General features: G+C 46.1%; 22 protein-coding genes. 9 read left to right on the forward strand and 13 right to left on the reverse strand.

Annotation, left to right across the window (positions count from 1 at the left end; genetic code table 11):
• The first annotated feature begins 173 nt into the window (after positions 1-173).
• The gene (locus tag ACT89M_RS22605) at positions 174-1,049 is read left to right on the forward strand and encodes a DUF72 domain-containing protein (RefSeq protein WP_154890990.1); all 876 of its coding nucleotides are present in this window, start codon (positions 174-176) and stop codon (positions 1,047-1,049) included.
• A gap of 210 nt (positions 1,050-1,259) precedes the next feature.
• On the opposite strand, the gene ACT89M_RS22610 is transcribed toward ACT89M_RS22605, so the two are convergent.
• Positions 1,260-2,885 (reverse strand): WG repeat-containing protein, encoded by a 1,626-nt coding sequence (locus ACT89M_RS22610; protein WP_308723105.1) that lies wholly within the window; start codon positions 2,883-2,885, stop codon positions 1,260-1,262.
• Positions 2,886-3,057: 172 nt separating this feature from the next.
• Between ACT89M_RS22610 and ACT89M_RS22615 the strand changes: the two genes are divergently transcribed.
• From ACT89M_RS22615 to ACT89M_RS22625, 3 genes are all read left to right on the forward strand, one after another.
• Positions 3,058-4,416, forward strand: a complete 1,359-nt coding sequence (locus tag ACT89M_RS22615; RefSeq protein WP_154890992.1) for a dipeptidase — start codon at positions 3,058-3,060, stop codon at positions 4,414-4,416.
• Between the two features lie 1,365 nt (positions 4,417-5,781).
• Positions 5,782-6,354, forward strand: a complete 573-nt coding sequence (locus ACT89M_RS22620) for a TetR-like C-terminal domain-containing protein (protein WP_090919210.1) — start codon at positions 5,782-5,784, stop codon at positions 6,352-6,354.
• A 254-nt stretch (positions 6,355-6,608) separates the two neighbouring features.
• Positions 6,609-8,189: an oleate hydratase gene (locus tag ACT89M_RS22625; RefSeq protein WP_308723104.1), complete on the forward strand. Its 1,581-nt coding sequence runs from the start codon at positions 6,609-6,611 to the stop codon at positions 8,187-8,189.
• Between the two features lie 225 nt (positions 8,190-8,414).
• On the opposite strand, the gene ACT89M_RS22630 is transcribed toward ACT89M_RS22625, so the two are convergent.
• The 4 genes from ACT89M_RS22630 to ACT89M_RS22645 form a co-directional block, all read right to left on the reverse strand.
• The gene (locus ACT89M_RS22630) at positions 8,415-8,786 is read right to left on the reverse strand and encodes a hypothetical protein (protein WP_090919216.1); all 372 of its coding nucleotides are present in this window, start codon (positions 8,784-8,786) and stop codon (positions 8,415-8,417) included.
• Between the two features lie 76 nt (positions 8,787-8,862).
• On the reverse strand, positions 8,863-10,077 hold the full coding sequence (nagA, locus tag ACT89M_RS22635; protein WP_154890994.1) for an N-acetylglucosamine-6-phosphate deacetylase: 1,215 nt from the start codon (positions 10,075-10,077) through the stop codon (positions 8,863-8,865).
• On the reverse strand, positions 10,074-10,802 hold the full coding sequence (gene nagB / locus ACT89M_RS22640) for a glucosamine-6-phosphate deaminase (protein ID WP_090919223.1): 729 nt from the start codon (positions 10,800-10,802) through the stop codon (positions 10,074-10,076). The genes nagA and nagB overlap by 4 nt, the downstream gene beginning before the upstream one ends.
• A gap of 3 nt (positions 10,803-10,805) precedes the next feature.
• Complete coding sequence (locus ACT89M_RS22645; RefSeq protein WP_154959632.1) at positions 10,806-11,669, reverse strand: MurR/RpiR family transcriptional regulator; 864 nt, start codon at positions 11,667-11,669, stop codon at positions 10,806-10,808.
• A 286-nt stretch (positions 11,670-11,955) separates the two neighbouring features.
• Here ACT89M_RS22645 and ACT89M_RS22650 point away from each other — a divergent pair, with 286 nt between their 5' ends.
• Positions 11,956-12,360: a hypothetical protein gene (locus ACT89M_RS22650; protein ID WP_154890996.1), complete on the forward strand. Its 405-nt coding sequence runs from the start codon at positions 11,956-11,958 to the stop codon at positions 12,358-12,360.
• Positions 12,361-12,519: 159 nt separating this feature from the next.
• Entirely contained in the window at positions 12,520-12,867 is a 348-nt protein-coding gene (locus ACT89M_RS22655; protein WP_154890997.1) for a hypothetical protein, read from the forward strand.
• A 226-nt stretch (positions 12,868-13,093) separates the two neighbouring features.
• Here ACT89M_RS22655 and ACT89M_RS22660 read toward each other — a convergent pair whose 3' ends face one another.
• From ACT89M_RS22660 to ACT89M_RS22685, 6 genes are all read right to left on the reverse strand, one after another.
• A complete protein-coding gene (locus tag ACT89M_RS22660) occupies positions 13,094-13,321 on the reverse strand; it encodes a helix-turn-helix domain-containing protein (protein WP_090919235.1) in 228 nt (75 codons plus the stop codon).
• Positions 13,322-13,544: 223 nt separating this feature from the next.
• A complete protein-coding gene (locus tag ACT89M_RS22665; RefSeq protein WP_308723102.1) occupies positions 13,545-14,537 on the reverse strand; it encodes a YhcN/YlaJ family sporulation lipoprotein in 993 nt (330 codons plus the stop codon).
• 209 nt (positions 14,538-14,746) lie between these two features.
• Positions 14,747-15,754, reverse strand: a complete 1,008-nt coding sequence (locus ACT89M_RS22670; protein WP_487344836.1) for a DUF4340 domain-containing protein — start codon at positions 15,752-15,754, stop codon at positions 14,747-14,749.
• The gene (locus ACT89M_RS22675; RefSeq protein ID WP_308723100.1) at positions 15,751-17,145 is read right to left on the reverse strand and encodes a GldG family protein; all 1,395 of its coding nucleotides are present in this window, start codon (positions 17,143-17,145) and stop codon (positions 15,751-15,753) included. Before ACT89M_RS22675 ends, ACT89M_RS22670 begins: the two co-directional genes overlap by 4 nt.
• A 4-nt stretch (positions 17,146-17,149) precedes the next feature.
• Positions 17,150-17,866, reverse strand: coding sequence for an ABC transporter permease subunit (locus ACT89M_RS22680; RefSeq protein ID WP_154891001.1), 717 nt, complete (start codon positions 17,864-17,866; stop codon positions 17,150-17,152).
• Positions 17,863-19,011: an ABC transporter ATP-binding protein gene (locus ACT89M_RS22685; RefSeq protein ID WP_341181237.1), complete on the reverse strand. Its 1,149-nt coding sequence runs from the start codon at positions 19,009-19,011 to the stop codon at positions 17,863-17,865. Before ACT89M_RS22685 ends, ACT89M_RS22680 begins: the two co-directional genes overlap by 4 nt.
• 238 nt (positions 19,012-19,249) lie before the next feature.
• On the opposite strand from ACT89M_RS22685, the gene ACT89M_RS22690 reads away from it, so the two are divergent.
• Positions 19,250-20,323: a glycosyltransferase family 4 protein gene (locus tag ACT89M_RS22690; protein WP_186811753.1), complete on the forward strand. Its 1,074-nt coding sequence runs from the start codon at positions 19,250-19,252 to the stop codon at positions 20,321-20,323.
• A 316-nt stretch (positions 20,324-20,639) separates the two neighbouring features.
• Here the strand turns inward: ACT89M_RS22690 and ACT89M_RS22695 are convergent, their stop codons facing one another.
• Positions 20,640-22,130 carry a DHA2 family efflux MFS transporter permease subunit gene (locus ACT89M_RS22695; RefSeq protein ID WP_308723098.1) on the reverse strand — a complete coding sequence of 497 codons (1,491 nt, stop codon included), beginning with the start codon at positions 22,128-22,130 and terminating at the stop codon, positions 20,640-20,642.
• Positions 22,131-22,371: 241 nt separating this feature from the next.
• Complete coding sequence (locus ACT89M_RS22700; RefSeq protein ID WP_253491655.1) at positions 22,372-22,731, reverse strand: hypothetical protein; 360 nt, start codon at positions 22,729-22,731, stop codon at positions 22,372-22,374.
• A 193-nt stretch (positions 22,732-22,924) separates the two neighbouring features.
• Here ACT89M_RS22700 and ACT89M_RS22705 point away from each other — a divergent pair, with 193 nt between their 5' ends.
• Together ACT89M_RS22705 and ACT89M_RS22710 are read left to right on the forward strand one after the other, a co-directional pair.
• Positions 22,925-24,163, forward strand: coding sequence for a glycosyltransferase family 4 protein (locus tag ACT89M_RS22705; protein ID WP_308723097.1), 1,239 nt, complete (start codon positions 22,925-22,927; stop codon positions 24,161-24,163).
• Entirely contained in the window at positions 24,160-24,330 is a 171-nt protein-coding gene (locus ACT89M_RS22710) for a hypothetical protein (protein ID WP_167375712.1), read from the forward strand. Before ACT89M_RS22705 ends, ACT89M_RS22710 begins: the two co-directional genes overlap by 4 nt.
• Positions 24,331-24,446: the final 116 nt, after the last annotated feature.

Consider the following 24,446-nt stretch of genomic DNA (forward strand, 5'->3'; position numbering starts at 1 on the left):
AAGCTAAAACTAGTGTCTGTTTTGAATCATTTCGAATTATTGTAACGCTTTAGAACCCAAACTCAAAATGATCGTCTGCCACCCTCATTGAACGCCTCTACAACGCAAGATATAATGTTAGACATATCATGCTCCTACGAATCGGTTAAATACATACAACAGGAGGTGTTCTTATGATTCGTATCGGACTTACGGGATGGGGCGATCAGGAAGACCTCTATCCAAACCGTACCCAAGCGAAGGACAAGCTTCGTCTGTACGGACAATATTTTTCCACGGTGGAGGTAGACAGTTCCTTCTACGCCGTGCAACCTCGCGACCGGATGGCCCGCTGGGCTTCGGAGACTCCTGAATCATTTTCATTTATCGTGAAAGCCTATCAGGGAATGACGGGACATCTACGTGGCAAGCCGTATTTTACCAGCACGTCCGAGATGTACAAAGCTTTTCGTGAATCGCTTGAACCTGTGATCGAAGCAGGCAAGATGCAGGCTGCCTTGTTTCAATATCCGCCTTGGTTTGAGTGCAACCGGGACAACGTCAATGAACTACGGGAAGTAAAGCTCCGTATGGAGGGTATTCCATGTGTAATCGAATTTCGTCACCAAAGCTGGTATGCGGACAACATGCGTGAGCGCACGCTTCATTTTCTAAAAGAGCAAGGATGGATTCACAGCGTCTGTGATGAACCACAGGCAGGGCCAGGTTCTATTCCCATTGTGCCCGTCGCAACGGATTCCCGGATGACACTCGTTCGCATGCATGGACGCAACGTATCCGGCTGGCAACAAAACGGCGCACCAAATTGGCGTGAGACACGTTATCTGTATCGCTACAACGAACAGGAGTTGTCAGAATGGAAAGTTTATCTGGAACAGCTACAGGAGCAGAGTGAAGATGTGTTTGTTATTTTTAACAATAACTCTGCCGGAGATGCAGCAACCAACGCCCAGATGATGATGGAACTGCTAGGTCAACCTATCAAACCATTTCCCGACCGCACCGAGCCGGAGAAGAAAGAAGGACCTGAGCAACTGGAGTTGTTTTAAACAGAAAAGATAGACAGTACATTGGGACTCACCTATAGTTAAATCAGTTAGTGTTCATATCAGAACTCAAATATTTAAAATAAACAACCTAAAAAGGTGCCTCCGTTGAGGCACCTTTTCTTGGCTCCCATACAACGAATCATATGAAAGCCAATGACATGGTAACTATACTACGGCTCATAATCCCAAACACTGATGTAACGAAAAGATCTAACCTTCAAAACCTGAGCGGAATACTTCTTTTCCTTTTGCATTGAAAATAACATAATGACTCTTCTTCCCTACCGGAAACCCGCTGTACATTCCGTCACCAAGGTAGTTTACCATGGAATAGGCTGGGAATATCCGTTTACCCGTTTTAATATTGATTGACGCCGAGATTGAACCATCCTTGGCTTTTAATGCATATTGAACTGTTGCGATCGGATCAATGTCGTGATAATAGTCGGTGCGATCAAGATCAATCATTTCGTATTTCACATCCATCACCATGTTCCCTCGACTATCCACAATCCCATAGCTTTTATTTAACTTTACTCGGTATAGTGGATTCTTTGTTGTCAATTTCTCAATCTGGTTATTCATGTAATTCGTTCGCTCAATAAGTGGAATCATTTCATCGTATTTCGCAGCTAGTATGGACTCACCACGAGTTCCGATCAATCCATATTTACCATTCTTACGAATGACAGCACTTCCCGCTTGAAAAAGATTGGCCTCTTCGTACTGAGCGGGTATTTTAATGTCTCCATTCTTCGAAACATATCCCCATTTTTGATTAACTTTCACAGCCGCCAGATCCTCTGAAAAAGCCTGCATGTCTGTATAACTGGACTCAAATAGTAGGGTTTGATCCTTTTTATAAAAAGTCCACCCGGAACTTTCATCTTTTATATCTCTTACCGCGTAACTTCCATCTCCTGAAAGAATAACCTTTTGGTCACTTTGAGGTTCTACAATCATATGCCCAGATACATCCACGATGCCTTCGCCATTTTGCTTTATTTTCCAAAGTCCACTCTGTGGCTCGCCTAACTTGGAATAATATTCATTGAACGAAACAATTAAGCCATCTTGCCTAACAATAGCGCTATGGTTATCGCGGCGGAGCCCCCAATCTAACGTATTACCTGTAAATTCAAGTTTGTTTTTGAACTCTGCAGGTACCACGAGCTGCCCCTTATAATTCATACTTCCCCACAACCCATCGATCTTTACAGGAAATACCCCGGATTTACGATAATCTATTCTATAATCCATTTCTTCGATGTTAAATGTCGTTAGTAATTTCCCTTTGGTATTGATTAATGCCCACTTACCATTCTTTTTGACCATTGCGACTTGATTGTAAAAGCTTGTTCCCTCTTCATATGAAGGAGAAATAACAAATTTGCCTTTCGTATTCATGTAACCAATCTTCCCATTTTTCTTAGCGATTGCGAGCCCATAATCAAACCAACCAATATATTCAATGCTTTTGTCCTGAAATATCACTTTACCTTTATTATTTATTAACTGATTTCTATTTACGACTGCTACACCCTGGTTGAACGCATCTCTTGCTAATTGAAACTGTGGCTTAATAACAAATTTCCCTTCGTAATTGATGAATCCCCACTGCCAGTTTTGACGAACCGGGATGAGTCCATTATCTGCTCGGTCAGTGAACCACAGATGGCTCAATCCCACATGTTCCTGCGCCTTGTCCCACTCATGATAAACTGGCTCGTTTGCTGCTAGCGCAACCCTCGGTATCATAAGTACTGACGCAATGAGTACCAAGAATGAAATGCCCAGAATTGTAGTGAATCTCTGATATGCTGGTCTTTTCTTCAACACTATTCCTCCATATAAAAGTAATGTTCTTACTCTTTCATTAATACATAAGTAAAAAGAACTATCAATATGGGAACCCAGCATTAGGAAGCATTTTTTTAACCAATGTTTTATTAACATGGCAAAATGGATTACAATAGATTGAAAGCAGATTTGAAGGAGGCCTTTTTCAATGAACGAACAAGCATATTTTGAGCAAAACCGGGACAAACATCTGGCAGAACTGAACGAGTGGTTATCCATTCCGAGTATTTCCGCCATTTCTGAGCATAAAGAAGACATTCAACGTGCGGCACAATGGGCAGCGGATGCACTTACACGTGCGGGTATGGAAAATGTCGAGATTATCCAAACAGCTGGTCATCCCATTGTTTATGCAGACCACCTGCACGCACCGGGCAAACCAACAGCCCTGATCTATGGACACTATGATGTACAACCTGTTGATCCGCTAAATCTGTGGGAGACACCACCTTTCGAACCCACGATTCGTGACGGGAAGCTGTATGCTCGGGGTGCAACGGATGATAAAGGACAAATTTTTATACATATCAAAGCCGTTGAAGCACTGATTGCGGAAAATAAAGAGTTGCCGATCAACATCAAATTCTGCATCGAAGGCGAAGAGGAAATCTCCAGCCCGAACCTGCCAATCTATCTCAACGATAATACGGACAAACTGAGAGCAGACATGGTGTTAATCTCGGATACATCTCTTTTGGAAAAAGGAAAACCTGCCATCTCCACGGGCCTGCGCGGCCTGTGCTCGATGCATGTGGATCTGTTCACCGCCAATACCGACCTGCACTCCGGTTCCTTCGGTGGCGGTGTACCGAATGCGCTTCATGCCCTCGTCTCCCTGCTGGCATCTTTGCACGATGAGCAAGGCCGCGTGAGCGTGGATGGATTCTATGACGGCGTTCTACCGTTGTCTCCTGAGATGAGAGAAGAATTCGTGAAGCAAGGCTTCAATGAAGAACAGCTTCGTCAAGATCTTGGACTGGAGCAATTGTATGGCGAAGAAGGGTATTCCTTTGTGGAACGTGTCGGGGCGCGCCCAACCCTCGAATTGAACGGCGTATGGGGCGGTTTCCAGGGCGAAGGCAGTAAAACCGTTATTCCAAAAGAAGCTCACGCTAAAATCACTTGCCGTCTTGTCGCTGACCAAGATCCGCAACATGTGCTTGATTCGATTGAAGCTCACCTGCGTGCTCATGTACAACCAGGGGCGACATTGCAGATCAAACAGATTGAGAAGGCTTTTGCGTTCAATACCGATCCGACCGATCCGATCCTGCAAAAAGCCGCAGACGCTTACGAAAAAGTATATGGCGTGCGTGCTCTCTTCACCAAAGATGGCGGCTCCATTCCAATCGTTGAGAAGCTTTCCCGCGTGCTTGGCGTGCCTGCCGTGATGATGGGCTTTGGTCTGCCAGATGAAAATCTGCATGCACCAAACGAGCACTTTAATCTGGAGAACTTTGATAAAGGGTTGCTGACGGTCGTGGAATTTATGAAAAGCTTGGCTTAAAGGTTAAAACGAATATGGGGCGCGCTTGTGGAGACGTTCCGGTGGCGAATCGTTCTTTCGATCGCTGTTATTCCCAGATTTTCTTTGTTTCCCTTTCCGAAGGGAGAAATCCGGGAATAAAGGCGAGCGCTTCGCTTCTTCAGAATCGATTTCGCCCCCTCCACTACGTTATGCGCGTTCCTATAAGTCGTTTTAAAAACGTAATCTAGCTTTTTCGGGGATGAGCACAATAACACAGGGCGCGCTTGTGGAGACGTTCCGGTGACGAATCGTTCTTTCGATCGCTGTTATTCTCAGATTTCTTTGTTTCCCTTTCCGAAGGGAGAAATCCGGGAATAAAGGCGAGCGCTTCGCTTCTTCAGAATCGATTTCGCCCCCTCCACTACGTTATGCACGTTCCTATGAGTCGTTTTAAAAACGTAATCTAGCTTTTTCGGGGATGAGCAAAATAACACAGGGCGCGCTTGTGGAGACGTTCCGGTGGCGAATCGTTCTTTCGATCGCTGTTATTCCCAGATTTCTTTGTTTCCCTTTCCGAAGGGAGAAATCCGGCAATAAAGGCGAGCGCTTCGCTTCTTCAGAATCGATTTCGCCCCCTCCACTACGTTATGCGCGTTCCTATAAGTCGTTTTAAAAACGTAATCTAGATTTTTCGGGGATGAGCACAATAACACAGGGCGCGCTTGTGGAGACGTTCCGGTGACGAATCGTTCTTTCGATCGCTGTTATTCTCAGATTTCTTTGTTTCCCTTTCCGAAGGGAGAAATCCGGGAATAAAGGCGAGCGCTTCGCTTCTTCAGAATCGATTTCGCCCCCTCCACTACGTTATGCACGTTCCTATGAGTCGTTTTAAAAACGTAATCTAGCTTTTTCGGGGATGAGCACAATAACACAGGGCGCGCTTGTGGAGACGTTCCGGTGGCGAATCGTTCTTTCGATCGCTGTTATTCCCAGATTTCTTTGTTTCCCTTTCCGAAGGGAGAAATCCGGCAATAAAGGCGAGCGCTTCGCTTCTTCAGAATCGATTTCGCCCCCTCCACTACGTTATGCGCGTTCCTATAAGTCGTTTTAAAAACGTAATCTAGATTTTTCGGGGATGAGCACAATAACACAGGGCGCGCTTGTGGAGGCGCTCCGGTGGCGAACCGTTCTTTTGATCGCTGTTATTCTCGTTTCAATAATGTAATAACGTAAAAACGATGGCCTAAACGGTCATCGTTTTTTTATTTTCTGTATTTTGCAGTGATCATTGCAATACCATATTTAGGTAAAATGTGGTAGCCTTCTTATGTACGTTTTCAGTAGTACACTCAAGTCGTATGATGACCACAATCTGAATGATTCTGAATGATGAGGTGAACGGTAATGTCTGCTTCCCATTTGACCAAAACCGCGCTGGCTCATTCGCTTAAATGCCTGATGGAACACACGCCGCTCAATAAAATTACAGTGAAGCATCTGGTGGATGGCTGCGGTGTAAACCGGCAAACGTTTTATTATCATTTTCAGGATATCTACGCCCTGCTTGGGTGGATTTACGAAACGGAAGCGGTGGAAAGTATCCATGAATACCGTAGTTATGATACGTGGACAGAAGGGTTCTACAAAATTTTCTGTTACATCGAAAATAATAAGGCCTTTTGCTGCAATACCCTTGAATCCCTTGGACGTTCTCATCTGGATGGTTATCTCTATCAAGTGACGCATGATCTGATTATGGGTGTCATTGATGAGCTTGCTTGCGGAGTCAAGGTTCGCGGAGAGGATAAAGAATTTATTGCTAATTTCTATACACTGGCTTTCACGGGTCTCATTATCCAATGGATGCGGAATGACATGAAAGAACCACCCAAACACATCATCGACAAGTTGAGTGAGCTGATTGAAGGAAATGTAGTCAGAGCACTGCATAAGTATGAGCATAAGTATCAGCACTGATTAAAGGATAAAGAACTAATAGGAATGTAGATAAGGCACGTAACAAGCGGCCATCCCGTTAAGGATGTGCGGCTTGTTTTTCTATGATCGCAGATAGCATCAAGTCATCGCTCGATCTACTGACCTAAAACTAGACATTTTTCCAAAAGTGACTAAAAAACAGACAGCTATCTTCTTTTGATCATACCTTCTTTCCCGGTACAGGTTTACATTGGAAATGTGAAGAATACACCATCTTTGGGAGGCGATTGATCGTGAAAAAAGAACATGGCTCTAAACAGGTTTATTTTGTCGGCGGCGGTATTGCTTCTCTCGCGGGAGCAGCTTATTTGGTCAGAGACTGTGATTTCCCCGGCGAAAACATTCACATCATTGAGGAGATGCCGATTCTCGGTGGGAGCAATGACGGTGCAGGTAATCCGGAACAAGGTTACGTCATTCGCGGTGGACGGATGCTCAACGATGAGGCATATGAAAATCTATGGGAGCTTCTAGCAACCATTCCTTCTATCGAACGTCCGGATATGTCGGTCAGAGAAGAAATTACGGCCTTTGATAACGCTAACCCCACACATTCCAATGCACGGTTAATTAACCGTGATGGTCAGGTCGAAGACGTGTTGTCCATGGGGTTCGATATGGCCGATCGGCTGGCGATGGGCAAACTCATCATTACTCCTGAAGACACGCTGGGTAAATTGCGGATCAACGACTGGTTTGCACCCCACTTTTTCCATACGAACTTCTGGTACATGTGGGCGACGACGTTTGCCTTTCAGCCTTGGCACAGTGCGGTGGAGTTCAAACGATATATGCTTCGATTTTTCCACGAGTTTCCACGAATTCAAACGCTCGAAGGGGTCACACGTACCCCCTACAACCAATATGACTCCATCATTCTGCCGTTGCATCGATATTTGGAGCCGTACGGCGTAGATTTCACGCTAAAATGCACCGTTACGGATTTGGACTTCAAAGAGGGCGACGGAATTACGGTCACAGGTATGCATGTGCGGCGGAACGGTATCGAGGAAGTGATCGACATTCATGAGGATGACCTGGTCATTGTTACGAACGGCTCGATGACGGAAGGTGCTGACCTTGGTTCGATGACTTCCGCTCCCAAACTGAATGGCAAGGGTAGCTCTTGGAAGCTGTGGGAGAACATTGCGGCGAAAAAACCGATGCTAGGCAACCCTTCTTCGTTCGATGATCACGTCGATGAGTCCAAATGGGAATCATTTACCGTCACTTTCCAGGATTCCGTTTTCTTTGATCTGATGGAAAAATTCACACGCAACCGCGCGGGTACTGGAGCCCTTGTTACATTCAAAGATTCGAGCTGGTTCATGTCAGTGGTGTTGGCCTTCCAGCCGCATTTCCGGAATCAGCCTGACCATGTCAAAGTCTTCTGGGGCTATGGGTTATACCCTGACAACGTAGGGGATTTTGTGAACAAAAGAATGTGTGATTGTACCGGTGAAGAGATTATGCAAGAATTGATTGGCCATCTTCATTTTCAGGAGCACCAAGAGGAGATCATGGCTACAGCCAACTGCATCCCTTGTATGATGCCGTATATCACCGCACAATTCATGCCAAGGCTGAACAGTGACCGCCCTCAAGTCGTGCCGGAAGGTTCAACGAATCTGGCATTTATCAGTCAATTTTGCGAGATTCCTGATGATGTCGTGTTCACGGAGGAATATTCAGTTCGCGCGGCACGCATCGCCGTCTACACCTTACTTGGCATCAACCGTCCAGTTGAGCCGATCCATCAATATCAGTACGACGTGCGAACGCTATTCAGCAGTTTCGTGACTTCGTTTCGATAGTAATTGAATATAAAGTTTAGGTGTGATTTGGATTCATTTCTATGACTGTAAATATAAAAAATCAAATAAAAATATCAAAAGAGCCCTGTCAGAATTAAAATGTACTCTTAGTAAAGGACATTATAATTCTTTGACAGGACTCTTTTTCGAAATGTATCTTTTGGAAAGCTGACTTGCTACTTGTATCAACCATACAGAGGGTGAATTTGAATCATTGCATCCGTCTTACGGGCGAAACGTAGTAAATTTCAGCATGTGCACCTGCTTGGAGAAATGAGCGATCTCCTGATCTACCCCTCTCGTATCAGTTCCCGCCATTGCCTGATTAGCTCGTAGCGTTCTGCGCGTATTTAACATACCTTCGATGAGTTTCATGACCGTATTGCGTCCACGATGATCCACAATCATGTATTTTTTACGCTCATCCAGTTCAATCCATACGATGTTATTAAAGGTTGTGAACAGATGTTTGCGGTACTGTTCCATATCCGTCTCATTGTAATGCTCACCATAAAAAGCATAATATCCGTGAATGTGCAGCTTCTCCGCCAGCACGGGGATAAACGGATCATGTTCCAGCATGGCGTTACGTTCCATGATTCATGCCTCCGTTGATGATCCGCAGATCTCATTTTTGAGATCTATTTTAACATATTGTTCAGCGTATTTCCTCTCAACAGCTGATCCTTCTGCCCTTTACCCACACCGTATCAATCTCCAAATCCTCATTCAGCAAAACGATATCTGCCTGTTTCCCCTTCGTCAGGGAACCCGTTCGGTGGTCGATACCCAGCAAACGAGCTGGCGTCAAGCTGGCTGCTCTAGAAGCAGCGATCAGACTAAGCTCTACTTCCTGCACAAGATAACGGAACCCACGAACCATAGTCAACGTGCTTCCTGCCAGAGCGCCGCCTTCTTTCAAACGAGCTTCGCCGTTCTTCACAATAACGGGCAGATCACCGATCTTGTATTCGCCATCTTCCAGCCCTGCCGCTGACATCGCATCGGTAATCAGCACCAGCTGATCGTTGCCTTGTTTCAGTTGAGCAAGGATCGAAATCGCGGCAGGATGCACATGAATACCATCGGCAATGACTTCGGCGCTAATACGCGGGTCACTCAGCACGGCTCCTGCTGTTCCCGGCTCACGGTGGTGTAGCGGTGTCATCGCGTTAAACGTATGCACGGCATGATGCAATCCGGCCTCCACTGCGCGCTGTACGTCATCGTAAGTTGCATCTGTGTGACCGAGCGCAGCCGTTATCCGCTGTTCCCGTAGCCAGGAGATAACCTCCAGTGCACCTTCACGTTCTGGTGCCAACGTCACCTGACGGATGAGACCGGGATATTGCTTTTCCCACCCTTGTAGCCAGCTAACGTCAGGAAGCACGATATGATCCGGATTTTGTGCCCCAGGCCACTTTGGACTAAAAAAAGGTCCCTCCAAATGCACGCCTTCCAGCTGAGCGTACGGCATTTCATCCGAACGGTAGCGATTTACTTCAGCCAAAACATGATCCAGACGTTCCTTCGGAGCCGTCATCGATGTCGCCAGCATCGCGGTCGTCCCCTGTGAACTATGAAATGAAGTGATCTTGTCCAATACGTCAGGACTGGCATCCATGAAATCTTCCCCGTTACCACCATGGACATGGATATCGATAAAACCAGGCACGATTAAGCCTTTCCCTTTGGCAGGAATCGCTCCCGCTTCTTGCCGAAGGGATTCAGGCAGACCTTCCGGTATGCCGGCATATACGATTTTCCCAGCGCGCCAGGCAATCAGACCGTCTTCCAGCAGCTCATCGGCAAGCAATAGTCTGCCGCGGAGCAAAGTTATCTTTTTCTCACCTTCAGCCTCACTGACTTTAGGATTAGTTTCGGTCATCTAACCAGCCTCCCTGCCGCTCGATCCAGCAATACAACCACGTTCGGATGACATTGCAGCAGAGATGCCGGGCAGGATGTGGTAATCGGACCCATGAACGCTTCGCGAATAATCTCCGCTTTCTCTTCTCCACGGGCAATGAGCAGGATCTGTTTTGCTTTTAAAATAGAACCGACCCCCATCGTAATCGCTTGCGCCGGAACTTCCTCGATGCTGTCAAAAAAGCGGGCGTTCGCCTTTCTGGTCTCTTCCTTCAGACCCACCACATGGGTGCGCCCCGTCAATTCCGTTCCAGGTTCATTAAAACCAATATGGCCGTTATGTCCGATCCCGAGCAGTTGCAGATCCACAGGCCCACGATCCTCCAAACGTAGCTCGTAATTCACACATTCTTCCTCCAAATCTACTGCCTCGCCATTCGGCACATTCGTGCGGGATAGATCGATGTCGATATGATTAAACAGCTGCTCATTCATAAAACTGCGGTAACTTTCACGATGCTCTGTAGGTAAACCTACATATTCATCCAAGTTAAAAGAAGAGGCCTGGGCAAAGCTCACTAATCCTTTTTGATACAGCGTAATTAACTGTTTATAAATACCTACAGGTGAACTACCTGTTGCAAGTCCGAGTACGGCACGAGGTTTCGTCTGTAGCAAGCTGGCGATCAAGCCTGCACCTGTCGCGTTCAAATCTTCTTCATTTTCAAAGATACGAATATTCATCTGTCAAGCACCTCCGGTGTGATGGAAACGATAGGACTGCACATTGTGATACGACTGCTCAAGTTTAGGTATAAATTGATCAAAATCTGCACTGACCATGCCTGTGAACAAAATATCAATCACATGTAGCAACGCAATGCGTGAAGCCATGTCCCCGCGCCGCATCCCTTCTTCGAGAGAAGATGTGAAAAGCGGGATATCCGATACGGTAGCGAGTGAATTACTGCCATATGACGTCAGCGAGATGGTGGAAGCTCCAGCCTCTTTGGCACAGGTCAAGGCATCGATCGTCTCTGGTGTTTCACCTGAATACGATACGGCCAGCGCCACATCTCCTTGCCCAAGCGAGGAAGCGGATGTAATCTGCATATGGGAATCGGAAAAGGCAGTACAGCTTTTGCCGATCCGCACCAGCTTCTGATAAAAATCCTGTGTAACAATGGACGAAGTCGCCACGCCGTACAAGTCAATACGCCGGGCCTGGCACAACAGCTGCACCACTTGTTCCAGCCTGCCCAAATCCAGCAACCGTGTGGTATCCGCAATAGATGCGAGATGATTCGCTTCAATCGCCTCGACGATTTTGGATAACGGGTTGCCTGCAACAATATCCTGATAGGCCGTTTCATTCGGTGCGTGCGACAGTTCGGCGGCGAGTTTCATTTTGAGATCGGGGAAACCTTTGAAATGAAATGATTTGCAAAAACGAGTCACGGTCGCCGCGCTTGTCCCGCTCTGTTCAGCCAACTGGTTGATGGTCATGCCCGGTACGTCCGATGGCGATTGAATAATCACCTCGGCGATTCGTCTCTCCTGAGAGGGCAAATTGTGCAATTCTTGCTTCAATGCATGTAAGATGGCTGCCATAAACACCTCTTTAATATGAAAATTATTTTTATTATTTTATATTTTAAAAAGAAAATCATTTTTATATTCTTATTTTAAGCAAGGCGCTCTGGCAAAGCAAGAGGATTTTCGCTGGAGTTGATATAAGTCCATTATGTTAATCAATCAGGCTTAGTCACACCTTCAGTTCATTTGAAGTTTTCACACAGTCTGCTAAAGTTAATCGTATGTAATTTAACAACAACAGAACAAATGGATGAGTCTATATGTGATGATACTTTCAAGGATATAAAAAGGGGAACTGCTCATGAATCGTAGACAGCGTAATAAAATCGTCCCAAACATTTGGATCATTGCCGCCAAGCGTAGTGACACCGACCACAATTATTTTGCCATCTACGCCATTGACTGGAAACGAGGAGCCCGCTTGAGCTGGGAAGGTTGGACACGTTACGAAGATTTTTTGCAATTTCGTGTGCCGGTCAAACGAAAAGTTGAAGGAAGCGCCAACTCATCACAACCTGCCGCTAAAATCGCCAAAAAGGCATTGTTTTTGCATTTAAATGAGGCACAGTATGCTGAATTGGAGCAGTTATTTTATCAGCCTTTTTCGAGAAAAAGATGGAATGATTTTATGAAGGAACATACGCGTAAAGACAAGGTTCAATTGAAGTGTCAAGAGATGGAGGGTGACGCGCTGAACGCTTTATAGTGTACTTGGTAGACATGACATTTGTTAATGAAAGGATGGAGAAAAACGTTAAAGTGTACCACTAAAAAGGAATTTATTCCATTAAGGGTTTAAACGTGTTAACATAATGAAGCATTACTTTTTTACTAGAAAATAGTACATAAGACTCAGGAGGTTGTTATGGGAACCCTATCACAACAGAAAGCGAAAAAGGAAATCAAGAAAGTAGACAGACTTGGCAGAGCAGTAGTATCCTTTATATTTAGTTTTATTGGACTAGCCTCCCTCGCTTTATTTCATAGGGCAATGGAAGCAAATAAGTATAATACAAATGGGAACGGAATAATGATCACAATGGCAATAGTTTTATTGATTAGCGGAACAAGTTTTTTTCTTGGTATAAGCGCAAGACGCTCAACATCGGGAAGAGGCTTGGCTATTGCGGCAATTACTATAAGCTCAATTCCACTGGCTCTAATGCTTTTCTTAATAATAGGTACAATACTTTCAATATTTTTAATGAACTAAGAGACTAACCTCATAGATTGAAAAAATCAAAACACCTTCAAGAGAATGCAGCCATGTCGTAAGTATGCGGGCAAATCTTGGAGGTGTTAAACTAATCTTAATATAACAATTCCTTATACAAAACATCAAAACATCAATACTAACATAAAAGCCTTTCCCCATGCTTCATACTGAAGGATAGAGAAAGGCTTTTGTGTTACCCTCATTTTTAACTGTAATTCGCAGGCTAAATCTTAAGTTCTCCGAGCTTGATTAGCTCTACAACTGCCTGCGAACGACCCTTAACATTGAGTTTCTGCATCACATTGGAGATATGGTTACGCACCGTTTTCTCGCTGATGAATAACTGCCCTGCGATGTCACGCGTTGTTTTGTCCTGAACCAGCAATTCGAATACTTCGCGTTCACGGTGGGTTAACAAAAATTTGCTTTTATGATGATCGATACCCTTCAATGTTCACCCCTCCTTGCTCGGGTTGTGTTGGTGTAACAAGGTTAAGGGGATACAGTCAACTCATCTTATGTAAGGTCAAGGGCGTTGGTTCAGTTTTAGAAGAAAAATGGGCTGTATTTCGATTATGGTTTGTCTATATTGTCTGCATTCATTTACTTATCACAAAATATGCCCTTGCATTGGGTATCCCCTCCGCAAAGGCACAATTGTTCATTCCACCGTCCTACCGATTCATGCGGTTCATCATGCCGCCGTCATTGTGGTTACGGTTCATGACGCCATCACCCAGGATACCGTCACGGTTATGGGTATCACCTGCGTTCGTTGGGAAAATGCGCTCCACCATCGACTGGAACGTATCAATCATACCGCTGACTGGCTTACCATTGCGCAGATCAGTTGCATAGTTCTCCACCTGACCTACGAAATCCGGGTTAGCAGACACATATACGTTCTCCACGTTTGGTGCAAACTGCTTGATTTTGGCTGAAATTTTACCTTTGATTTCCTCAGGTGTGTTGTCATCCGAACTGTCCATCATACGTGGACGCTCGCTTCTTGTGCCATACTGACTTTCGTTCATTGGGCGGGCTTTGCCACTATCCGTCAAACCGCGCATCATACCGATTGTTCCCGTGCCCATCGTGCCATAGATGCCACGGTCATTGCCCATATGGCTACGGTCAGTTGCTGTACCCGTATTAAGCCCCGGAGCGATTCCGCTTGTGCTATATGGCGACATCGTGCCCGATCCGCCGTGAACACGCATCCCGCCCATATCCTCATTCATCAAGCCACCACGCATCGTATCACTGGCATGGTTACGCATCGTGCCGTTCAGACGACCGCTCGGTTGACCTGTCGATTTGCTGCCCAGCTTGCCTGCATGTCCATGAGCCAGACGCACAGCAACATAAGCATTACGGTCGGTTAACATGACATGAGCAGACTCGACTTCCTTCATTTCAGTAATGCGCTTTGCCAGTTCATCACTGGATCTCAGGTCTGTGACATTGTGCATCCGGTAACTTCTTGCGCGAATACCATCCATACCGTTGGTTTCAACGCCGTAACGATTGATACCATGGGCTTGCTCACGAACACTCTGGGTATGCATGTTATTATCGCGATTCCCACAACCCGTCAAGCCGGCCATTACAAAAATTGCAGTAGATAATGATAACGTAATCGCTGTTGCCTTTTTGACTGTTGGCATGTAATGTTCATCCTCCAATGTGGTTGGTTTGGTTCACATAGATAGGATGCGCGTATGGAGTTACCTATATGCTGAAAGGATATGGCACTTTAACCCGCCAAGTTAGCTCATTTTATAGGTTTATGTAATTCAACATTGTACTTTTTCCCATGCAAAATAAAAAATAACAGTGTTGCATATATAGCAACACTGCTCTGTTCTGACTTACCTCACTTCTTCGAAGATGTCTCGGACGTATTAGGCTCTGAAGACACAGTGGAGGTTTTGAGCTTATCCGCATCCTTCTCCACTTCTTTCAGACCAGCCGCATCCATCGCATAGGCCCACTTTTCATCAGGAGTAATCACCCAGATCGTATCTGGCTCCGAAGAGGTCGTCAGCAACCGATACACCGTAGTCGTCTCTTTTCCGTTCACTTGTTGCTGGACTGACAAAGTGGAGCGAGGAATCGCATCTTTTAATTCGGACGCCTTACGAACGTCATCGGCGGTAGTCAAATTTTTAATTTGACCGATCAGCGATATCGCATCTTCTGCCTTAATGGATTTTCCATTGATGGTCCACGTATGTTCAGACGCCGTATCCCCTTCTGCTGATGCCTTCAACATCCAGCTCGATTCTTCGCCTTCCCATTCCAGCGTACGCACATTAGATTCATCCATATTAAATGGAGTTGTATCCAGCAGTTGGCGGCGTGTGAGAGCAATGTTGGTCACCGCATCATTTTTCACAGCAACCACCGCTCCTGAATTCACCTGAACATAATGTGCATCCCCCGCAGGTAACTGGTTACCAATAGCAATCTTGAATTCACGCCCATCTTTCACTTTAATATCCAGACGTGTAGCCGCAGTGCCCAAGCCGTACTTCTCAACATCCTTTGGCGACTCTTCGACAACCATCTCCTGGTCAGCACTACTCATCGCATCGAGCCAACTACCAACACTGTACTCATTAAGAGGATAGTTCATCGGCTCAGTCATATGCCAGATGCCGTCCTTTAGTTCTAACGTTGACACAGCATCTGAATCTGTACCTGTTCCGGACTTATCTTCAGTCCCCTCATGCAGTGTAATCGCCTGAATATCTGCTGATGATATACCAAGAAGTTTGGCCTGCACGGCCTCTTCTTCTCGAAAATAATTCTGATTGGCCGCATACACCCAGCCTGCAATCAATATAACAACGACCACCAACGTTGGTATTAATTTTTTCATACCCGTTTGCGCCTCCACCATAAGAGTACACCGATGATCACAAAGATAAGCGGGAATGCCACAATCGCTACAAAAAAGATCGTTCTGGCCTGCTGACCATTCAGATACGCTATCTCATAACCAGCCTGTACGCGTGGACGAATCGTCAGACCGTCTTGTTTTTCACTCAAATAATTCACGGTATTCAAAATGAAATCCCGATTGCCGCCACTCGCAATTTCCGAATCCTGCATGAAAATGGACGACCCCAGAATGACGGCTTTGGGCTTGCCATCCAACGTATCCGCGGCATAACCGAGTTCGACAGGGCCCTGGATGTCCACCTCCTTGTCATTGTTCGTTTCATTTTGCAGCAAACCGCTAATATTGGTCTCTCCGTAGCTGTCATCCGAGGAATGCATTAACGGAGACAGCTTGTATTTGTCCTGCTCCTTGCTGGTTAGTGCAATCGACAGAGACAGCATCGGGTACAGCTTGTTCTGAGCAAGCTTGTCTGTGATCGCATGACTTCCGTACTCAGGGGACACCCACAGCGGGCCCATTGTACTGGCTTGATTGTTATCCACCATAACCGCATGCTCATCAACTACACCGTAATCTGCGATCAACGCATCGATATTTTCCCAACTGGACTTCATATCTTCTGCAAAACCGAGGGATAATAACAGCTTACCTCCACTGCTCATATATGTCCGTACGGCCTTAAGCTCAGCATCACTCAGATCACGCTGTGGCCCAATAATAGCGAGTACATCGGCATCCTCAGGTACTTTGCCAGCCTGATTCAGTTGCAACTCCTCTGTTGTGACATTATTCTGTTCCAGTGAAGAGCGTAAAGTGCCCATCTGATCCAGACTTAGTTCTTCATGTCCGGTCAGGAATACCATTTTTTTCGTCTCCGTAGAGGAAAGGTTCATCAGTGCCTGTGTTAATTTCTCCTCACCCGTAAACTGGTAAGACCCGTCGCTACCGTCCCCGTTCGCAGTGAACAAGCTGGCAATATCAATGACCTTATGCCGGTCTCCTTGCTCCAGCACAATCGAGCTACCTGTGATCCCGTATTTGGAGGCAAGCGCAGGTTCCTGCGTCAAGTTGTACTGTTTCATTTTCAGCTTACTGCTGCGTTTAGTATATTCTTCAACCATATCCGCCACTTCGCGGTTCAGGACGGTATTGTTTGCATTTTCAACCGTTAACACGAGAATGTTGACATCATCTTTGACATTTTTGATCGCCGTTAGGGACTGGTCGGATAGTGTATATTGTTTATTCGAGGTCAGGTCGAGCTGGAAGCCGCCAAGCGAATTCAGGAACAGGGTTAGCAAAATAAAGATGCCAATCACCGCGACGGACAAGACGGTACTGTTGGTATGACTTAACCATTTTTTCATCTTCTCACCTCCACCGCTTCCGTTCCACAATTTGAATACTTAACAATAAAAACACACCCGTAAGTGTGACATAATATAGAACATCCGGTCCGCTCAGCACACCTTTGGTAAAGTTGTCAAAGTGCTTTGTCAGCGCAAACGGATCAAGCCATTTCTGTAAAGTGGACCCCGTATTACCTGCGAATGAATCAAGCATCCACAAAACGAGCAACATAATAAAACCCGCCACCGCAGACACCATCTGATGCTGAGACAACGTAGAAGCAAACACTCCAATCGCCATCATACTGGCGCCGAGGAAGAACAATCCAAGTGCAGACAACCAGACAGATGTCAGATCCAGCTTCCCGTAGAAAGACATGATGAATGGATACACTAGACTGCACAGAATGAGCACGAGCAAAATGGCCAGTGAAGCCAAATATTTTCCGAAAATAATCTCGGTCACTCGTGTCGGTGAAGTCAACAGTAACTCGTCTGTTCCCTGCCTGAACTCCTCTGCAACGAGTCGCATCGTTAACAATGGCACGACAAAAAGTAGCATGGACAATGTATCACCCAAGACCAGGCGATAGTCTACAATGCTCGGCTGAACATATACAAAGCTGGAGTAAAACAACAGACTCGTCATCAGCACGTATACGGCAAAAACAAAATAAGAGGTTGGTGACAGGAAATACGCCTGTAGCTCCTTGTTACAGATTGCCAGCATTCTTCTCATTGGCTTCCCTCCTCTGAACCCGGATTCGAGACCTTGGGATCAGATACGTCCTGCGCGTCTGCAGCATCATAGTTTTCTGGTTCGGACGTTGTTAACTTCAGGAATATTTGCTCCAAGCTCAGGTTTTCACGTTTCATCTCCAGAATTGGCAAACCTGCACCCGATAACAGATAAAACAGCTCTTCCCGGAAATCCTCGGACGTTTCCCCGGTGAGCCTTACGTGAACAGTAGAAGCTACATGAGATGTTGTATCGCCTGCATCTGGTGTATCGGTTGTCTCTGCTACTGAAACTGCTATATCATCTTCCCCTGCTAGTTCACTTGCAGTTGCTTCCAGATTACTATCAGAGGATGAAGACAACGAAGAGGTTGATGATAATGGAATAACTTCACTTTTTGCCTTCTCCCAAGGATTCAGCACCTGTAGCAGTTGTTGCTCCGTTGCTTTGACTTCAAGGGACACTTTGAAACGCTCTCCCACTGCAGACCCAAGTTCCTGCGGAGATCCATCGAGCACAAGCCTCCCTTGATTAATAATCAGCATTCGGTTACATAGTGTGCTTACCTCAGGCAAAATATGCGTGCTAAGTAATACGGTATGATTTTCACCCAGTTCCCGAATCAAATCTCTAATCTCGATAATTTGGTTCGGATCAAGTCCAGAGGTAGGTTCATCCAGCACCAGCAGGTCTGGCTTATGTATGATCGCTCCTGCTAATCCCAGCCGCTGTTTATAACCTTTGGATAATCCGCGCACCAGTTGTTTTTCCCTGCCCTGCAATCCCAGCCTGCTGACCATCTCACTAATCCGAAGTTTGACCTCACGCGCCGGAACATCCCTCAGATTAGCCACAAATTTAAGATATGACTGCACCGTCATATCCGGATAGAGCGGCGGCGTTTCTGGAAGATACCCAATCTTCGAGCGAACACTACGCCCCTGATCATGCACTGATACACCATCGACCAGCACCGAGCCTTCACTGGGATGCAAATACCCTGTAATCATTCGCATCGTCGTCGTTTTTCCAGCACCATTGGGTCCCAGAAATCCAACGATCTCGCCTCGCTCCATGGTGAAGTCCAATTGGTGCACACCGCGCTGGCCCTCGTACACTTTGCTCACCTGTCTCACTTCGAGCACGTCCTTCATCCTTTCCCGTTAAAAATACCCATGTAGCGCGATTAAACACAACACGGGAAGTTATTTGTATGATATGGGATGTACGCTAGCCTCAGCTTAAGATCACTTAAAATAAAGCTTAATTTTTTTTGTCTAAATTGTGAACTTTCAACATTGTACCCACACCCCGCCCTTGGGTCATACGTAACATACAGTACAGGAGAATGAGCTCCTGACCAAAAGTCAGAGGGTGAATCGTGTGAAAGTATTGTTCACGTTTTATGTTCCCAGCGGCGGTGTGGATACGCTTAACCGACTGCGAACCGCTGTATTGAAACGTCATGGCATAGAGGCACATCTATTGTATTTGAATACAGGTTCAGGCTTGCAGAATAACAGCGACACTCGTATTTTCACCGCATCCAGTGACCAGGATATTCATCATCTAATCCACAGTCAGCACTATGATGCCATTATTACCACTTCGGATATTGCCATGCCTGGTCGTTTGAGAGGTCTGGGTTACAAAGGCCGGATAATTTTTGAAGCACAAGGTCTAGGCACGCGAGAACAAGCACTGGAAACCATTGAAATGGCCGTCCCCTACCTTCAAGCTCATTGCGATGCTGCTGTAATACCCCCAACCGATCATCTACTGGATATGTTCATCCATATTTGCCCTTGGCTTCATCGTTTTGTCATCCCCAACATGCTGGATACGGATGCTTTTGCCCCGATCGCTGTGGACACTCCGCCTTACCCGGTTCTTGCGTGGGTCGGACGTCTGGAGCACAACAAAAACTGGCGTGAGTTCCTGGAAATTTCCCATGCGATTATTAAAAAGAAACCAAAAGCCAGGCTGTGGCTCTTCCACGATCCCACCTTGGCTAATCCGGAAGATGAGGTCATGTTTCGGCATCTGCTCGCCGAGTATGGATTAGAAGATCGCATCGGGATCTTTGTGAACGTTCCCCACTCGGAAATGCCAACCTTCTATTCCATGGTTGCTGCTTCAGGAGGGATTATGTTATCCACTTCTTTACTCGAAGGTTTCGGTTATGCCGTAGCCGAAGCCATTAGCTGTGGTTGCCCTGTACTCAGTACAGATTCGGATGGCGTTCGTTCATTTATTACTCACAACAAAACGGGTAAATTCTATCCGATTGGCGATGTGCATGCCGCAGTAAACGAGGCAATGGATCTAATGAACAACAAGAAACTTCGGGAATATATTCGTATCCAGGGAAGACAGCATCTGAGTATATCCTTTTCACCCGACCGATACGCAGCCTCTTTCCGCGAAATGATGACGGCTTTGAGAATTTTTCATTGAACGACTGATTAACTTGAACTATGTATGATTTACACGGACCACTCCGATGACAGAATAACCATCCAATCGCTGTTATCCCCAGATTTTTTGGATTCCCTTTTCCAAAGGGAAAAATCCGGTGATAAAGGCGAAGCAAATCCTTCCGAAGCAGCTTTCTTCCAGAAAGCTTTTAGCTCCGCTTTTCCAGGTTTTTTCTGTCCTCTCCGTTTCTGTGTAAATAAATTAGTGCAAGTTATATCGAGAATTGGGTAATCAAAAGGCAGTCCAGAGCATACGCTTCTGAACTGCCTTAAATTTGTTATATATTGGAAATCTATTAATGTCCCATCATCATCGCTGGGTCAGGGCTATCTCCTGTCTGCAATTCCGGTTCCGGTTCAGCCGTACGCTTCGGTTTACGCAGAATCAGACTAAGCACACAACCGAACAGCGCAATACACGCCGCGAGGAGAAACGTATCATTGAATCCGCTCACCAGTCCGTTAACGATATCTGCTTTTTCCGTGCCCATTGTGTTGCTTGTCACACGAGAAGTAAGGAATCCCGTAAGACCCGCTACCGCAAAGGAAACAACAACCTGCTGCGCAGCAGCAGTTAATGGTGTCACACGGGCCACCAGTTTACGCGGTGCCGCATTCAATACGTGTGTGTTCAGTGGCATCATGGACAAGCCCATACCAAATCCCATCATAAGCAAGACGGTAATAATAAGACCTAGCCCTGTCGTAGCTGTAATCGAGGACAAAATAAACAACGCTCCTGAAATAATCCCCAGACCTACAAAGGCCAGTGGTCTTGCTCCAATTTTGTCAAACAGTCGACCGCCCAGTGGCATGGAAATCCCGGAAGCCAGCGCTTGAGGCAGCAGGATTAGTCCTGTCTCGAGTGCCGTGTATCCTTTGATCTGCTGCAAGTAGAGCGGGATCAGAATCATCGAGCCGAACAAAGCCACTTGGGCTACCCAAGCTAGGACAATACCTCTGGAGAAGTCGGAAGAGGTAAACACCCGAAGCTCAAGCAACGGATTTTTTTGACGAAGCTCTACGATAATAAACAGGATAAGCGCTACTCCGCCAACAATAACGCCCGTAAGTGTTGTCGCAGACGTCCAGCTCGTGCCGCCTTCACTTACACCATACGCCAGCATGGAGAAAGCAATTGGTGCAAGAATCATTCCCAGCAAATCCAGAGCAGGTGTAAGGCCACGGTCGGTATCCGGTAAGAATCGAACACAGAGAATGAAAGCCGCAATACCAATCGGCAGGTTAATCAGGAAAATCCAGTGCCAGCTGACCGATTCAATAAACCAGCCGGACAATACCGGACCGAGCGCAGGAGCAAGCAGCATCGGAATACCGAGCATCCCCATAATGGAACCTCTGCGTTCTGGCGGAGCCAGACGAAACACCATGGCCATCCCGATTGGAGCAACCATACCTCCGCCAAGTCCTTGAATGACACGAAATAGAATCAACTGCTCTGGTGATTGAGCAATCGAACACAATACAGAGCCAAGGGTAAACATGGCAATCGTAAATAAAAATACTCTTTTGGCCCCGAAACGGTCGGTCAGCCATCCTGCTAGTGGAATTACAGCGGACAAGGCGAGTGTATACCCTGTAACTGTCCATTGAATGGTTTTCAGGTCTGTCTCGAAGTACTGTACCAGATTTGGAATAGCTACGTTAACGACCGTGCTGTCCAGAATGACCATAATCATGCCGACGATAATCGATAGAAGCGGCAGAATAATCGTCCTGATTGAAAATTCTTCTGTCTCCTGTGGTACTGATGTTTGTTGTTTCACGCACTCACTCTCTTTTCCGGCGTCGCAATGGCATCAGGGTGACCCGGCCTGCGTACTGCCTATAATGACGGTTGTTTCAAACCATCGTTTTAAATCATTGTTTTAAACTTTCGTTTTATACTGGTTTAATTTTAATGAAAATACCTTTGCTGTCAAGCTATTTTTCAAGGCACCGTTTTATATAAAAAAACGACAAAAAAAGAAGCAGGCCTCTCGCCTGCTCCGTATCGTTGTGTACACATTAATCAGCAAGTTTGATCATCTGATGCTCCGACAATACGCCGATGAGCTGTCCATCCCCGCTGCGACAGTAGATTCGAATCAACAGATGGTTTGGTACTGAACTATTACTTATGATTTTCAACTCACAGATTTTGCCAGACACATTCAGATTATGAATGACATAACTATTTGCTGCCGTCCCGGAGCCTGGGTTTACATGAAATAAGTTTCGGTACATTTCTCCGTAAATTCCGCCTACTCCAACGTATATATCTGTTCCTTCCCCATCTCCAACATAAGCAACTTCCACATCCATATATTTCACAGGAATAAACGTCTGAAGCAAATTCTCATGCATCTGGATAATATATACGGCCATCTTGTATCCCTCCTGCGGAGCCTGAATTCTTCGCAATTCTCCCTGTAGACAGAATATGTTTCTTCTCGTCCATTGGCATGTACAGTCACCTAATTTTAAGGATTGCAACGGATGCCCGACCTGAACTCCCGTTTATTTCATAGAATAACAGGATAGGAGTTCGGCCTGTGCAGGCCGCGACAAGGAGGTCATTATGAGAGTTCTGCTCGTTACGTATTGGGAACTTACACATATGGGAGGCATCTGGACATATATTAAACAACTCGCCGACAGACTCGGTGCCCTCGGTGTTGAAGTGGATATCATGGGCACAAACAGCGCCAAAAATGAAGTATATGTTCGTAATCTCAATCGTTCTTTCTCGAAAGATCTGGTATGGCCCATGTTGCAAGCCAAGCTTAACCCAAACGACCTTCCACAATTCACAGCTGACTCACTGCTGGCTTATTACGAATTGAACAGATATGCTTTTGAGATGGCTGCTTCCTATCTTGGCGTGGAACAGTATGACGTTATTCATGCTCAAGACCCTGTTGCAGCTGTAGCGATCAAACGGATTATGAAGCGAAACATACCGCTCGTTACAAGTTACCATGGAGCTCTTGCTCGCGAAGCGTTCTACGATGAGCAAAATTCCAATCCACAGTTAACACTATCTGCCTATTTGCAATCCAAACGCGGACGTTATTTCCTCTCACTGGAGCAACGCAGCGCGGCGCAATCTGAATTGATTCTGGTGTCGAGTCACTGGATTAAAAGCACGGTGACTGAACTCGGCGTGCCGGAGTCCAAATTCAGACAAATTCCGTATGCTGTCGATCTGCCGAATTATCGTAAAGCTGCCGCTGCCAGGTTCCCTCATCGCGCACCTGCGGGCAAGAAGGTTATTGCTTTTACCGGAAGACTTGAATATATCAAAGGGGTTCATGTGCTGATCAAGGCGCTCGCCAGCCTGAAGACCAAACGTTCGGATTGGGTGTGCTGGATTGCAGGAGAAGGCAATCTGCTGGATGAGTTACGTGGTCAGGCTTCTAACGCTGGTATTGCCGAAGATATTATATTCTGGGGCAAGCTGGACAACATCCCTTCTTTTCTCAAACATGCGGACATTTATGTGCAGCCAAGCCTTCAGGACACACAGCCTTTTTCTGTTACCGAAGCACAGCTTGCAGGCGTTCCCGTCATCGTCAGCGGCACAGCGGGCATGCCCGAAATGGTTGAACCGGGGCACACCGGGTGGGTCGTTCCCACGCAAGATGCCGATTCACTCAGCGAGCTGCTGCATGCGCTGCTTGAGGATGATGCAACTCGCAAAAAGGTAGGAGCCGCCGCCAAATCATGGGCTGAACAGCATCGCTCCTTGGAAGAAATGGGATTACGTACACTGGATGTATATCAAGAAGCGATCTATAGAGGAGGACTCCGGGCATGACCTTGCTTGTTCCAAGTGATCTGTATAATCGCTGGTTTTCCGTTCCCGTCTCCACGCCCCACATTGAGGTGGATTACGAGACGATGAACGCACTTATGCAAAAGCTTCCGAAAGGATATGTGTTTCCCGATCCGGTATCCATGGTTATTTTGAATGAAAAGGACTAAAAAATTACTCTCCGAGTAGCCTCTTCAAGGCTAATGTGCAAGCATTACAAAAAGAAGCCACAGATCTAAATCTGTAGCTTCTTTTTTTCATAATCTACTCATACCTCAACTTTTTT

This window comes from Paenibacillus sp. NN59 (assembly GCF_057597225.1).